The sequence below is a fragment of the Curvibacter sp. EU05-FHT14A10 genome (assembly GCF_058791075.1).
The window spans coordinates 1-13,288 of the sequence record NZ_JBYTDE010000003.1 but is presented as its reverse complement, the minus strand read 5'-3'; the positions used below and the strand labels follow the sequence as shown (position 1 = coordinate 13,288).

The following is a 13,288-nucleotide window of genomic DNA, read 5'->3' as shown; positions in this document are numbered from 1 at the left end:
TCAATCGTTCCTGAGAATCCGCTCTCCCTCCTGCTCCACGCCCTCAAATTGCCCATGGTGGATTGCCCACCACAGGCCCCCCAGAATCAGCAGCACCAAGGCCACCGAAAGCGGAATAAGCAGAAAAAGAATATCCATCATGGGCTCCGCAAAGACAGGCTGGGCAAAGACAGGCGGGCCGCGTTGAGCACCACGATCAGTGAACTCAAGGCCATGCCCAGGCCGGCCAACCAGGCAGGCAACCAGCCCACCACCGCCAGGGGCACACAGATCGCGTTGTAGCCTGCTGCCCAGATCAGGTTTTGGCGGACCACACGCAAGGTGCGACGGGCCAGCGCCACGGTGTCGGGCAAACGCGACAATTGCCCGCCCATCACCACAAAATCGGAACGGGAACGTGCCAACGGGACTGCGTTGCCAAAAGCAAAAGAAACATGCGCACCGGCGAGCACCGGACCATCATTGAGCCCATCACCCACCATCGCCACATGATGCCCTTCACGCTGGGCCTCGCGCATGATCGCCAGCTTGTCGGCCGGGGCACAGTCGCCATGAAAGCGGGCAATACCGACCTGGCCCGCCACCCGCCCGGCCGACGCGGCACGATCACCCGAAAGCAGGGCCACCCCCACGCCCTGCGCCTGCAGGTGACGCACGGCCTCGGCGGCATCCTCTCGCACGTCTTCCCGCAGTTCAAAGGTGGCCAACCAACCTTGCTCATCGGCCAGGTAGACCTGCTGCAGGTCCCCTGCCCGGTCGACCTCTGCAGCGCTCAGGCCGCACCAACTGGCCGAACCCAGTCGGTAGCTGGCTTCACCTCGGCCCATCAGATCGGCCCGCCCCTCCAGCCCGGAGCCTGAAACCTCTCGCACCTTTGCCAGCACGGCGGGAGACAAGTCTTCAGGCGCCGCCCCCTCCTTGCGCAACGACGGGATCAATCCCAGGGCAGCATGAACGGAGCGCGACACAGGATGCAGCGAATGCGCCGCCAAACCACGGGCCAGTCGCAGCGCCATCAAAGGCTCAACACCAGGCCGCACGCGCATGGCCTGCACCGTCATGCCATCGCGGGTCAACGTGCCCGTCTTGTCAAAGACAAACTGATCCACTTCGGCCAGGGCTTCCAGCGCCTGCAGATTGCGCACCAGCACACCTTGGCGTGCCAAGGCCCCCGCCGCAGCCAACATGGCGGCCGGGGTGGCCAACGACAAAGCACAAGGGCATGTGACGATCAGCACGGCCACGGCCACCATCAGCGCTCGCCCCGGATCAACCGACCACCACCAGGCAGCGGACAGCACCGCCGCGGCCAGCACGGCCAACAAAAATGGACGGGCCAGCCGGTCTGCCAGCAAGGCCAGGCGAGGCTTGTCCATGGAGGCGTGCTCCATCATCGAGACAATCTCGGCAAAGCGGGTCTCAGCCCCCAGGCGTGCCACACGCACCAGCACAGGTGCCGACAGATTGTGGCTGCCCGCCGTCACCAATGAGCCTGTGGCATGACGCACCGGACGCGACTCGCCGGTGAGCAAAGCCTCGTCGACCAGGGTCTCGCCCTCCAGCACCTCGCCATCGGCCGGAAAGCCCTCGCCGGGCAGCACACGGACCACATCCCCCACCCCCAGACGGCGCACCGCCACGCGCTCGAACAACCCATCAGCGCCACGGCGCTCCACGCTGTCTGGCAAGCGGTTCATCAAGGCTTCCAGGGCCCCCGCCGTGCGATCCCTCAGGCGCAGCTCCATCCAGCGGCCGGTGAGCAAAAAGAACACGAACATGGTCAGTGAGTCGTAATAGACCTCATGGCCCAAGGGACCGCTGGCATCGAAGGTGGCCGCCGAACTGACCACGAAGGTGACCGCCATGCCCAGGGCGACCGGAAAATCCATGCTGATGCGGCGCTGCCGCACGTCACGCCATGCATTTCGGAAAAACGGGCTGCACGAAAACAGCATCACCGGCAAGGTCAGCACCCAGGAGGCCCAGCGCAACAGTTGCGCCATGTCGTCGGTCATGTCACCCGGATTGGCCACGTAGGCTGGCCACGCGTACATCATGACCTGCATCATGCAAAAGCCTGCCACACCCAGGCGCCACAGCGCACGCCGTTGCTCCTGCTGACGCAACTCCACGGTGAAGGCATCGCGCGCCGGCAGGGCACGATACCCGGCAGACCCCACGGCCGACATCCAGCGAGACGGCAAGACCTGGGCAGGCTGCCACACCACGCGCGCACGGTGCGTGGCCGCATTGACCTGCGCCTCCACAACGCCCGGCACCGCCAGCAAGGCCTGCTCGATGGTCAACGCGCAAGCGGCACAGTGCATGCCCTCCAGCACCACCTGAGACTCCCAAGGGCCCGATGCGGCCGCAGCGGATGGCACCTCGGAGGGCCCGGTGTCATCGCATCGGCGACCAAACACCGGCCATTCATGGGGATCGTCCAGCAAACCCAGTCGCTCAGATTCGCGGGCAGCCGCACGCCCCACCGGCTGGGCTTCCGTCGGGGGCGCCAGCAGGTCAAGCGAAGAAAGGGGCACGGGGCTTGCGGAAATCATGAGCTTGAGCCTAACCGCGATTCTGTGTCACCCTCTTGATTCAGATCAAGCCAAAAAATGCGCTCGATCGCTAATCTGACCTCTACTGAAGCCCAAGGAGATCCTCATGTACAAGCGAATTCTTGTTGCAACCGACGGTTCCAAACTGTCTCAGAAGGCCGTCAAGACCGGCATTGACCTGGCCACGCTGGCGGGTGCCGAACTGGTGGCCGTCAAGGTGGTGCCGCGTTACCCGCAAAGCTACTTCGAGGGTTCGGTGCCGTTGAGCGTCGACGAAGTGGGCCGCATCGAAAAGGAATGGACCGATCACGGTCAGGCGGTGGTGGATGCCGTCAAGAAGGCCGCCACCGAAAACGGACTCAAGGCCAAATCGGTCGTCGTCAAGTCCGACCTGATCGCCGAAGCCCTGTTGGCCGCCGCCAAGAAACACAAGTGCGACCTGATCGTGATGGCTTCGCATGGTCGCAAAGGCATCAAGCGCCTGCTGCTGGGCAGCGAAACGCAACAGGTGCTGACCCACTCCACCATCCCGGTGCTGGTGCTGCGCTGAGCGAAACCTGCCTGCGCCCCGCCGGCATGCGCGCTGGCGGGCGCCGCCGCAGGCTCAGGGATATCTGCCCTGGCAGCTGCCGGGCAGGTATTTGGCATCAATGGTGGTATGGCCCTTGATCGACGTGTTGGCCTCCCGTGCGCCACAGGCCCAGCCGTTCAAGGTTGCGCCGCCAGCCGTGGTGCCGTCAAGGGCTTCGTAGGTGCGGGCATCACCGCTCCCCTTGCTCACAACGGGTGTGAGCGTCAAAACCTTGGGCCCGTCACCCAGCCTTGAAAGTGTCACTTTATTGGCGGTGACCGTGATTTCACCATTGCTGCCAACAGCAACCGATTCAACGTACTTGGTAGCCTGCGACGGGCACACGCCCTCAAATCGCTTGCTCAGATCAGCCTCTGCCGCCGTCTGAACAAGCTCACTTACCGCCACCCGACAAGGCGCTGCTGCGAGGATCAACTCGGTGACCTTGGTACGGGTCGTGTAGTCCTGGTACGCCGGCAAGGCCACCGCCGCCATGATGCCGACGATGGCCACCACAATCATCAGCTCGATCAGCGTGAAGCCACTTTGTGCATGCTGTCTCATATTGCCTCCTTGTGTTGAACGGCCCCACAGGAGCGATCTGCCCCAGGGCTGGGTTCACAAGGTAGTCAAATACGGCGCCTTCCAGGCTGCAGGCTGTAACACCGCTGGCATCCCGTCACTTGCCGCGCCACACCATCTTGAGCGCCCGACGGGATTCCAGGAAAGATGAGACGGGAGGACCAAGACGCCTGCCGACATCGATCAACCGTTGACACGAGACGGAATGCCCCGTCGACGGGGCCGGGCGTGTCACACCCTTTGGCAGAAATTACAGTGACAAGCTGTGGTCAAGGGTCTGCCACCCAGGCCTCAATGAAAAATCCCCGCACAAGGCGGGGATCAAGCGGCTCAGCTCAGGACGAGATCAATAGGTTTCGTCGAGTTGGGTCAGGATGGCCGGGTTCTCCAGCGTGCTGGTGTCCTGGGTGATGGTCTCGCCCTTGGCCAGGCTGCGCAGCAGGCGGCGCATGATTTTGCCCGACCGGGTTTTGGGCAGGTTCTCGCCAAAGCGGATGTCCTTGGGTTTGGCAATGGGGCCGATTTCCTTGGCCACGTGGTCGCGCAACTGCTTGGCGATGGCCTTGGCCTCGTCGCCCACGGGGCGCGGGCGCTTCAGCACCACGAAGGCGCAGATGGCCTCGCCGGTGGTGTCGTCAGGGCGGCCCACCACGGCGGCCTCGGCCACCAGTTCGGTGCAGCTGACCAGGGCAGACTCGATCTCCATGGTGCCCATGCGGTGACCCGACACGTTCAGCACGTCGTCGATGCGACCCGTGATCGTGAAGTAGCCTGTTTTCTCGTCGCGGATGGCACCGTCGCCGGCCAGGTAGTACTTGCCCTGGAAGTCGGCGGGGTAGTAGCTCTTCACGAAACGGTCCGGATCGCCCCAGATGGTACGGATCATCGAAGGCCATGGCTTCTTGACCACCAGGATGCCGCCCTGCCCGTTGGGCACATCCTTGCCGGTTTCATCCACGATGGCGGCCTGGATGCCCGGGAAAGGCAGGGTACACGAACCCGGCACCATGGGCGTCACGCCAGGCAGCGGAGTGATCATGTGGCCGCCGGTCTCGGTCTGCCAGAAGGTGTCGACGATGGGGCAACGGTTGCCGCCGACTTCGCGGTAGTACCACTCCCAGGCCGCCGGGTTGATCGGCTCGCCCACCGAACCCAGCAGACGCAGGCTGCTGAGATCGTAGCTCTTGGGGTGCACTGCGGCGTTGGCCTCGGCCGCCTTGATCAAGGAGCGGATGGCCGTCGGCGCGGTGTAGAAGATGCTGACCTTGTGGTCCTGGATCATCTTCCAGAAACGGCCGGCGTCGGGGTAGGTGGGCACACCTTCAAAGACGATCTCTGTGCCGCCAAGCGCCAACGGGCCATAGGTGATGTAACTGTGGCCGGTCACCCAACCAATGTCGGCCGTGCACCAGAACACGTCGTCGGCCTTCAGGTCGAAGGTCCACTTGGTGGTCAAGGCGGCATGCAGCAGGTAGCCGCCGGTGGAGTGCTGAACGCCCTTGGGCTTGCCGGTGGAGCCCGAGGTGTAGAGCAGGAACAGGGGATGCTCGGCCTCGACCCATTCCGGTTCGCAGGTCGTGGGCTGCTTGTCCGCCACATCCGCCATCCACAGGTCGCGGCCCGCGGTCATGGCGATGTCGGCACCCGTGCGCTTCACCACGAGAACGTTCTGCACGGACTCGCAGCCACCCAGTGCCAGGGCCTCGTCGACGATGGCCTTGAGGGGCAGGTGCTTGCCACCACGCACCTGCTGGTCGGCGGTGATGATGGCCTTGGCGCCGGTGTCCTGCACGCGGTCCCGCACCGATTGGGCAGAGAAGCCACCAAACACCACCGAGTGGATGGCGCCAATGCGGGCACAGGCCTGCATGGCGGCCACACCGTCGATCGACATCGAGATGTAAATGATGACGCGGTCGCCCTTGCCGATGCCAACCGACTTCAGAGCATTGGCAATCTGGCAGGTCTTGGCCAGCAGGTCAGCGTACGAGATCTTGGTGACCTCACCGCCGTCGGCTTCGAAGATCAGCGCGGTCTTGTCGCCCAGGCCACGCTCAATGTTGCGATCCAGGCAGTTGTAGGAGGCATTCAGCGTGCCATCAGCAAACCACTTGAAAAAGGGGGCATTGCTCTCATCAAGCACCTGGGTGAAGGGCGTCTTCCAGGTGATGAGTTCCTTGGCAAGCCGACCCCAGTAGCCCTGGTAGTCGGTTTCGGCTTCTTTGCACAGCGCCTCATAGGCGGCCATGCCTGACACGTGGGCGTTCTTGACGAACGCCTCGCTGGGCAGATACACGGCGGCGTTGTCGCCTGCTTGGGGGTTGGCACTCATGCTTGTCTCCTTCGGTTCGATAGGGCTATTTGCGCGTAAATGTGACCCTTGGCCCTTACAGCGCTCTGACTGGCGTCAAGCTTACAGCCGCTCAACAGCGGGGTTGCTGACATGACCGGTATTCGGGACGGGCATTGCGTTGGTTTTCGGTATCGTTTGTTACAACCTAGACTTGGCCACAATCGTTCAGAAAATTCAATCATGAGTTCACCCACTCCACCCAAAGCCTCGCCACTGCGCCCGCTGCCTGCCCTGATCTTTGCCAGTCGTTGGCTTCAATTGCCGCTGTACCTGGGCTTGATCGCGGCCCAGGGCATCTACGTGTTTCACTTCTGGGTGGAACTGGTGCATCTGATTGAAGCCGCCTTTGGCAGCCAGACAGCACTTCAGGCGCTCGTGAACAGCATTGGCTACAAGACAGGCGCCGAGATCCATGCCCTCAACGAGACCATCATCATGCTGGTCGTGTTGGCCTTGATCGATGTGGTGATGATTTCCAACCTGCTGATCATGGTGATCGTGGGGGGCTACGAGACCTTTGTCAGCCGAATGAACCTGGAAGGCCACCCGGACCAACCCGAATGGCTGAGCCACGTCAACGCATCGGTGCTGAAGGTCAAACTGGCCACGGCCATCATCGGCATCAGCTCGATCCACCTGCTCAAGACCTTCATCAATGCCGACAACTACTCCGACCGCGTGTTGATCGCCCAGACGGCGATCCACATCACGTTCCTGTTGTCGGCCCTGGCGATCGCCCTGACCGATCGACTGATGGGCGGACAACACCCCGACCCGCACTGAAACCAGGCCGACCCACCCGCCCTGGCCCGCTCAACCCGGCCGGGTCATGGCGGCCGGCACCACCCAGGCATCGAACTGCTCGGCCGTGACAAAGCCCAAGGCCAAGGCCGCCTCGCGCAGGCTCACCCCATCGCGGTGAGCCGCCTTGGCCACCTGAGCGGCACGGTCGTACCCGATGTGGGGGCTCAGCGCCGTGACCAGCATGAGCGAGCGTTCCAGCAACTCGGCAATGCGCCCGCGCTGGGGCTCGATGCCCACCACGCAATGCACGCGGAAGCTGTTCATGCCATCGGCCAAAAGACGCACACTTTGCAAAAAGTTGTGGGCCGCCATGGGCCGGAAGACATTGAGTTCGAAATTGCCGCTGGCGCCCCCCAGGTTGATGGCCACATCGTTGCCCATGACCTGCACCGCCAGCATGGTGAGGGCTTCGCACTGGGTGGGATTGACCTTGCCCGGCATGATCGAAGAGCCCGGCTCGTTCTCGGGCAGGGCAATCTCACCAATGCCGCAGCGGGGCCCGCTGGCCAGCCAGCGCAGATCGTTGGCAATTTTCATGAGGCTGGCCGCCAGCGACTTGAGCGCGCCATGGCCGTGCACGATGCCATCCATCGAAGCCAGGGCCTCAAACTTGTTCGGCGCCGTCACAAAGGGCAACCCCGTCAAGCCGGCCAGTTCGTCCGCCACGGCCTGCGCGTAGCCCGGCGGCGCATTCAGCCCGGTGCCCACCGCGGTGCCCCCCAGGGCCAGCTCGCACAAATGCGGCATGGCATCGCGCACATGGCGCTCGGCGTGCTGCAGTTGGGCCGCATAGCCCGAGAACTCCTGCCCCAAGGTGAGCGGAGTGGCATCCTGCAGGTGAGTGCGGCCGATCTTGACAATGTCGGCAAATGCCAGCGACTGCTCGCTGAACACCGTCTGCAACTGCAGCAGCGCTGGCAGCAGGCGATGGGTCAAGGCATCGACAGCGGCCACATGCATGGCGGTGGGAAACACATCGTTGGAAGATTGACTGCAGTTCACCTCGTCATTCGGGTGCACCAACCGCCCCTGCCCACGCGGCCCCCCCAGCAACTCGCTGGCCCGGTTGGCCAGCACCTCGTTGAGGTTCATGTTGGTCTGCGTGCCCGAGCCAGTCTGCCAGACCACCAGCGGAAACTGGTCATCGTGGCGCCCTTCCAGCACTTCTTCGGCCGCGGCAATGATGGCCATGGCCTTGGGGGAAGACAACAGCCCCAGGCGCTGGTTGACGTAGGCGCAGGCCCGCTTGATCTGGGCCAGTGCCATGATCAGTTCACGCGGTTGGCGCTCCCCTGAAATGGCAAAGTTCTGCAGTGATCGCTGGGTCTGTGCCCCCCATAGCCGATCGGCCGGAACATCAATGGGTCCAAAGGAGTCGACTTCGATGCGAGTTGACATGACGCGACCTCGGGTTGTTTCAACCTGTCAAAATACCGCCTGCCCGTGATTCGGGCAAGCTGCTGGCGTGCCCGGTTTTTGCGCTCACCCCCTGGGATAATCGCGCGGGACCGCCAGACGGCCAGCCCCCACCGGATCCCGCATTGTCCCTTCCAGCCCACGAAGAACCATGACCACCATCAAGCAAAGCGACCTCATCGACTCCATCGCCGGGGCCCTCCAGTACATCAGCTACTACCACCCCACCGACTACATCGCCCATCTGGCACGTGCCTATGAGCGCGAACAGAGTCCGGCGGCCAAGGATGCGATCGCCCAGATCCTGACCAACAGCAAGCTCAGCGCGACCGGCCAGCGTCCGATCTGCCAAGACACCGGCATCGTCAACGTGTTCCTGAAAGTGGGCATGGACGTGCGTTGGGAAGGTTTCACCGGCAGCCTGGACGACGCCATCAACGAAGGCGTGCGCCGCGGTTACAACCACCCTGACAACACCTTGCGTGCTTCGGTGGTGGCCGATCCCCAGTTCGCCCGCAAGAACACCAAGGACAACACCCCGGCCGTGATCTTTGCCGAGATCGTGCCTGGCAACACCGTCGAAGTGACCGTGGCCGCCAAGGGCGGCGGCAGCGAAAACAAGAGCAAGATGGTCATGCTCAACCCCGGCGACAGCGTGGTCGACTGGGTGCTGAAGACCGTGCCCACCATGGGCGCCGGCTGGTGCCCGCCGGGCATGCTGGGCATCGGCATCGGCGGCACCGCCGAGAAGGCCGTCCTGATGGCCAAGGAAAGCCTGATGGACGACCTGGACATGTACGAACTGCAGGCCAAGGCTGCCAAGGGCGAGAAACTCACCCAGGTCGAAGAACTGCGCCTGGAGTTGCTCGAAAAGGTCAACGCCCTGGGCATCGGCGCCCAAGGCCTGGGTGGCCTGACCACCGTGCTGGACATCAAGATCAAGATGTACCCCACCCACGCCGCCAGCAAGCCCGTGGCCATGATCCCCAACTGCGCCGCCACCCGCCACGCCCACTTCGTGATGGACGGCTCGGGCCCGGTCTACCTCGACCCGCCGAGCCTGGACCTGTGGCCCAATGTCGATTGGACGCCCGACTACAACAAGAGCCGCAAGGTCGACCTGAACACACTGACCCCGGCCGAAGTCGCCAGTTGGAAGCCGGGCGACACCCTGCTGCTCAACGGCAAGATGCTGACCGGCCGTGATGCCGCCCACAAGCGCATCCAGGACATGCTGGCCAAGGGCGAGAAGCTGCCGGTCGACTTCACCAACCGCGTGATCTATTACGTGGGCCCGGTGGACCCGGTCAAGGACGAGGCCGTCGGCCCCGCCGGCCCCACCACCGCCACCCGCATGGACGGCTTCACCGAAATGATGCTGGCCCAGACCGGGCTGATCGCCATGGTGGGCAAGGCCGAGCGTGGCCCGGTCGCCATCGAAGCCATCAAGAAGCACAAGTCGGCCTACCTGATGGCCGTGGGTGGCGCCGCCTACCTGGTATCCAAGGCCATCAAGGCCGCCAAGGTGGTGGGTTTTGCCGATCTGGGCATGGAAGCCATCTACGAGTTCGACGTGGTGGACATGCCCGTGACCGTGGCCGTGGATGCCGGTGGCACCAGCGCCCACATCACCGGCCCGGCCGAGTGGCAAAAGCGCATCGCCACGGGCGAATTCAAAGGTATTTCGGTCGCCGGCGCCTGATACCCGGCTGTGAGGGCCGGGCCACACGGTCAGGCCCTCCGCTGCCCCCCCCCGACCCGCGGGGGCCTCACCAGTGCCCTTGGTTCATCCATGTTGAACACACCTCTTCAGGCGCCCCACCAGGGCGCCTCGGGCCCCATCGGGGTCTTTGACAGCGGCATTGGCGGTCTGAGCATCCTCAAGGCCCTGCGCCAGCGCATGCCCCAGGAAGACTTCGTCTACATCTCAGACCGCGGCCACGCCCCCTATGGCGAACGCAGCGACGAATTTGTTCGGGATCGCTCCCGGGTCATGACCGAAGCGCTCGTGGGCTTCGGGGCCAAGGCGGTCGTCGTCGCCTGCAACACCGCCACCGCCGCCGCCATCCACGAGCTGCGACAGCATTGGCCCCAGTTGCCCGTGATCGGGGTGGAGCCAGCCCTCAAGCCGGCAGCGCAGCTGACGCGCACTGGCCATATTGCGGTCGTGGCCACACGGGGCACCCTCAACAGCCCCAAGTTTCAACACCTGCTGGGTCAGCAAGACCCGGGGCTGGACATCCGCTGCCAACCCTGCGATGGCCTGGCCGATGCCATCGAGCATCAGGACGACCGGCGCATTGCCCACTATTGCCGGCAATACCTGGCCCAGACCGGGCCCTGGACTGAGGGCACCAGCACACCCGACACCCTGGTGCTGGGCTGCACCCACTACCCACTGGTGCTGCCACATTGGCTGTCTGAACTGCCGCCCCATGTGACGGTACTGGACACCGGGGCGCCCGTTGCCGAACAAACCTACCGGCGGCTGCTGCAAAGCGGGCAGCTTCGCCTGCAGGGCCGTCCCGAGACTCTGGCGACCTCTGGCCAGGTGAGCTGGTTCACCACGGGCGAGGTCGAGCACCTGGAGCGTGCCATCCAACACTGGCTGCCAGAAGCCTCCGGGCCCTGCCAGCCCCTCCCCAAACGATGAAAGCCGGCACAAGGCCGGCTTTCATCTGTTTCAGACTGAAAAATTCAGACCGAAAGAAGGCGATCAGGCCTTCTTGGCGTAGGCGCTGCACCAGCCCTTGGTCGCCACTTGCTTGCCGGCAAACAGCGGGCAGCCACCAGCCGCGTCAGAGGCCTTGCCTTGGAACAGCGCACAGCTACCGCAATGGTCGCCAGCGGCGTACTTGGGGAACTTGCTCTTGTCGACCTTGGTGGCGTCAGCCTTGTAGCCCAGGGCTGCAGCCTGCGGGTCGTTGTCGGCCACCATCGGAGCGGCAGCGCGAACAGAGGAAGCGGCCAGCACGAAACCGGTACCAGCACTCAGTTGGAAGAAGAATTGACGACGATTGGACATGGCAAACCTCAGGTGGGGAGAGTCTTGATTTGTAAAACGCCAGCGCCTTGCGAAGCTGGCAGCGCATTGTGAACCCACCCCGACCTGCCCACCTTGAGCCAAAGCAAGACTGAGCGCCAACCCCGGACAATTCTGGATGACCCGTCTTGCCCGCTGGCCAGGCCGAGCGCAGATCAAGCCGACGCAACGTCAGGCAAGCCCCACAACCGTCGACCGCCCGCCTCCACGTGGGTCAGGTAAAGACGCACATCCAATTCGAGTTGGTGATAGGACGGCTCCAGATGTTCACAAAGCCGATAGAACGCCTTGTTGTGTTCGCGTTCGCGAAGGTGCGCAAGTTCGTGAACCACAATCATGCTCAAAAAGGGGGCCGGGGCATCCTTGAACAAGGCGCCGATGCGGATCTCGTGCTGGGCCTTGAGGCGTCCACCCTGCACCCGCGAGCTGATGGTGTGCAAGCCGAGCGCATTGCGCACCACATGGATCTTGCTGTCGTACACCACCCGGTCCAGCCGGGGGGTTTGGCGCAGGTGCTCCTGCCTCAGTGCTTCGACATGGCGATACAAGGCGCCATCGGTACGCAAACCGTGCGGCGCGGGGTAGCGCTCCATCAACCAGTCAGGCAAGCGCCCCGAAGCCAGCAAACGCCCAGCCTGCTGTTGCAACGACTCGGGGTAGGCCGCCAGGTACTTTGAGACCAGCACCGCCTCGCTCACGGCGCCTGACTCAGTGCAGATGACGGGGCCGGCGGCCACCACCATGACCAGAGCCACCCGAACCACGCGGCGGGCGCCCAATCTCAAGCGAGTTGACCAGATCATCAAAGCGTTGCGAGAACAGCTTGTCGATCTCGCCCACCACCCCGCCCAACTCGGAGCCATCAAAATGACGCTCCATCATGTTCACCACGTCCTGCACCAGCAGGTCACGCTGCACCTGCATGATGGCGGCCGGGTTGGGCCCCACGAACAGCATCAGAAAATCATCGCGCGACTCGGCGCCACGGTCTTCTTCCTCTTCGTCAAACTCGGCGTCATAGAAGGTGACTTCGATCGCCGCCCCCTGCTCGGAAATCTCATTGAGATTCATGCACATCTCGTCCAGCGACTGGCGAAAATCCTCGTCGCCCCGCACCGTCCAGCACATCTGCAGCAGGTGTTCCTTGGGGTCGAATTTGATCCCCGGCTCTTCGTCGTAGGCGCTGGTCGCCCCATCAGCCAAGGATCGCGCGCCGGCGTAGTGCCAAAGCGGCTTCAAAGCCTCTTGCAACTGATCAAACAGAACATCACCACGCAACTGCACTTGACCATGCACGTGGATTTCAAAAGGGGCGTTGTAACTTGACATGATTCAATGGTAATAGTGCCCCGAAACAGACCCATCGGGTCCGAACCTGATTGGCGAATGGCCCTGGCTAGGGGGGGAACCACCGGCTGAGCGCCAAGCAGACCTGCACTCATTTTGGCACGGCGCCAAGCCGACGAAAGGCTTTTGAGCCACTGAAGCACGCCCCAATAGCGCACTTTGTCCGAAGCAGCCTCGCCGGAATGAACAAGAGAGTTCTCAGAACGCGCCAGTCGCCCCAACCCCCAGCCAGCATAAAAAAACCCGCCACGCCTTGCAGCGCGCGGGTTTTGAGGTGGTGTGAGATGGCTTGAAAGCCAAATTTGGTGCCCCGAGCCGGGGTCGAACCGGCACGCCCCTTTTACGGAAAGCGGCGGATTTTAAGTCCGCAGTGTCTACCAATTTCACCATCGGGGCCCACCGATCAATCCAGGGCATGCGAGCAAGCAGCCGGGCGGCCTGATCGGATCAGGCGCGCATCATAACGCGACCCGGACACCCCGGCCGCAGCGATGCGGACAAGAAAAAAGGGAAGCCTGGGCTTCCCTTTTTGAAATTTGGAGCGGGAAAAGAGTCTCGAACTCTCGACCTCAACCTTGGCAAGGTTGCGCTCTACCAACTGAGCTATTCCCGCA

Annotated in this window: 12 protein-coding genes and 2 tRNA genes; 4 read left to right on the top strand and 10 right to left on the bottom strand. The window is 63.2% G+C overall.

Annotation, left to right across the window (positions count from 1 at the left end; genetic code table 11):
- Both ccoS and AC3WUT_RS06035 read right to left on the bottom strand, forming a co-directional pair.
- The gene (gene ccoS, locus AC3WUT_RS06040; protein ID WP_027476915.1) at window positions 1-138 is read right to left on the bottom strand and encodes a cbb3-type cytochrome oxidase assembly protein CcoS; all 138 of its coding nucleotides are present in this window, start codon (window positions 136-138) and stop codon (window positions 1-3) included.
- Window positions 138-2,558: a heavy metal translocating P-type ATPase gene (locus tag AC3WUT_RS06035; RefSeq protein WP_492346183.1), complete on the bottom strand. Its 2,421-nt coding sequence runs from the start codon at window positions 2,556-2,558 to the stop codon at window positions 138-140. Before AC3WUT_RS06035 ends, ccoS begins: the two co-directional genes overlap by 1 nt.
- Before the next feature lie 106 nt (window positions 2,559-2,664).
- On the opposite strand from AC3WUT_RS06035, the gene AC3WUT_RS06030 reads away from it, so the two are divergent.
- On the top strand, window positions 2,665-3,108 hold the full coding sequence (locus tag AC3WUT_RS06030) for a universal stress protein (RefSeq protein ID WP_492346182.1): 444 nt from the start codon (window positions 2,665-2,667) through the stop codon (window positions 3,106-3,108).
- Between the two features lie 54 nt (window positions 3,109-3,162).
- Here the strand turns inward: AC3WUT_RS06030 and AC3WUT_RS06025 are convergent, their stop codons facing one another.
- Both AC3WUT_RS06025 and acs read right to left on the bottom strand, forming a co-directional pair.
- Window positions 3,163-3,693, bottom strand: coding sequence for a pilin (locus tag AC3WUT_RS06025; RefSeq protein ID WP_492346181.1), 531 nt, complete (start codon window positions 3,691-3,693; stop codon window positions 3,163-3,165).
- Between the two features lie 364 nt (window positions 3,694-4,057).
- Window positions 4,058-6,043 (bottom strand): acetate--CoA ligase, encoded by a 1,986-nt coding sequence (gene acs / locus AC3WUT_RS06020; protein ID WP_492346180.1) that lies wholly within the window; start codon window positions 6,041-6,043, stop codon window positions 4,058-4,060.
- Between the two features lie 201 nt (window positions 6,044-6,244).
- On the opposite strand from acs, the gene AC3WUT_RS06015 reads away from it, so the two are divergent.
- Complete coding sequence (locus AC3WUT_RS06015; RefSeq protein WP_492346179.1) at window positions 6,245-6,847, top strand: YqhA family protein; 603 nt, start codon at window positions 6,245-6,247, stop codon at window positions 6,845-6,847.
- A gap of 30 nt (window positions 6,848-6,877) precedes the next feature.
- Here the strand turns inward: AC3WUT_RS06015 and fumC are convergent, their stop codons facing one another.
- Entirely contained in the window at window positions 6,878-8,266 is a 1,389-nt protein-coding gene (fumC, locus tag AC3WUT_RS06010; protein ID WP_492346178.1) for a class II fumarate hydratase, read from the bottom strand.
- Window positions 8,267-8,435: 169 nt separating this feature from the next.
- Here fumC and AC3WUT_RS06005 point away from each other — a divergent pair, with 169 nt between their 5' ends.
- Both AC3WUT_RS06005 and murI read left to right on the top strand, forming a co-directional pair.
- On the top strand, window positions 8,436-9,986 hold the full coding sequence (locus tag AC3WUT_RS06005; RefSeq protein WP_492346177.1) for a fumarate hydratase: 1,551 nt from the start codon (window positions 8,436-8,438) through the stop codon (window positions 9,984-9,986).
- A 90-nt stretch (window positions 9,987-10,076) separates the two neighbouring features.
- Entirely contained in the window at window positions 10,077-10,937 is an 861-nt protein-coding gene (murI, locus tag AC3WUT_RS06000; protein WP_492346176.1) for a glutamate racemase, read from the top strand.
- Window positions 10,938-11,000: 63 nt separating this feature from the next.
- Here murI and AC3WUT_RS05995 read toward each other — a convergent pair whose 3' ends face one another.
- The 5 genes from AC3WUT_RS05995 to AC3WUT_RS05975 form a co-directional block, all read right to left on the bottom strand.
- The gene (locus AC3WUT_RS05995) at window positions 11,001-11,309 is read right to left on the bottom strand and encodes a high-potential iron-sulfur protein (RefSeq protein WP_492346175.1); all 309 of its coding nucleotides are present in this window, start codon (window positions 11,307-11,309) and stop codon (window positions 11,001-11,003) included.
- 173 nt (window positions 11,310-11,482) lie between these two features.
- On the bottom strand, window positions 11,483-12,112 hold the full coding sequence (locus AC3WUT_RS05990) for a YgjP-like metallopeptidase domain-containing protein (protein ID WP_492346174.1): 630 nt from the start codon (window positions 12,110-12,112) through the stop codon (window positions 11,483-11,485).
- Window positions 12,036-12,656 (bottom strand): DUF6806 family protein, encoded by a 621-nt coding sequence (locus tag AC3WUT_RS05985; protein ID WP_492346173.1) that lies wholly within the window; start codon window positions 12,654-12,656, stop codon window positions 12,036-12,038. The genes AC3WUT_RS05990 and AC3WUT_RS05985 overlap by 77 nt, the downstream gene beginning before the upstream one ends.
- 321 nt (window positions 12,657-12,977) lie before the next feature.
- Window positions 12,978-13,070, bottom strand: a tRNA-Leu gene (locus tag AC3WUT_RS05980).
- 141 nt (window positions 13,071-13,211) lie between these two features.
- Window positions 13,212-13,287 (bottom strand) — tRNA-Gly (locus AC3WUT_RS05975).
- Window position 13,288: the final 1 nt, after the last annotated feature.

Bases quoted from the DNA above. Each gene is read 5' to 3' on its own strand.
- fumC (WP_492346178.1), bottom strand. From the start codon at position 8,266: ATGTCAACTCGCATCGAAGTCGACTCCTTTGGACCCATTGATGTTCCG.
- AC3WUT_RS06005 (WP_492346177.1), top strand. From the start codon at position 8,436: ATGACCACCATCAAGCAAAGCGACCTCATCGACTCCATCGCCGGGGCC.
- AC3WUT_RS06015 (WP_492346179.1), top strand. From the start codon at position 6,245: ATGAGTTCACCCACTCCACCCAAAGCCTCGCCACTGCGCCCGCTGCCT.
- acs (WP_492346180.1), bottom strand. From the start codon at position 6,043: ATGAGTGCCAACCCCCAAGCAGGCGACAACGCCGCCGTGTATCTGCCC.
- AC3WUT_RS06030 (WP_492346182.1), top strand. From the start codon at position 2,665: ATGTACAAGCGAATTCTTGTTGCAACCGACGGTTCCAAACTGTCTCAG.
- ccoS (WP_027476915.1), bottom strand. From the start codon at position 138: ATGGATATTCTTTTTCTGCTTATTCCGCTTTCGGTGGCCTTGGTGCTG.
- AC3WUT_RS05985 (WP_492346173.1), bottom strand. From the start codon at position 12,656: ATGTCAAGTTACAACGCCCCTTTTGAAATCCACGTGCATGGTCAAGTG.
- AC3WUT_RS05995 (WP_492346175.1), bottom strand. From the start codon at position 11,309: ATGTCCAATCGTCGTCAATTCTTCTTCCAACTGAGTGCTGGTACCGGT.
- murI (WP_492346176.1), top strand. From the start codon at position 10,077: ATGTTGAACACACCTCTTCAGGCGCCCCACCAGGGCGCCTCGGGCCCC.
- AC3WUT_RS06035 (WP_492346183.1), bottom strand. From the start codon at position 2,558: ATGATTTCCGCAAGCCCCGTGCCCCTTTCTTCGCTTGACCTGCTGGCG.
- AC3WUT_RS06025 (WP_492346181.1), bottom strand. From the start codon at position 3,693: ATGAGACAGCATGCACAAAGTGGCTTCACGCTGATCGAGCTGATGATT.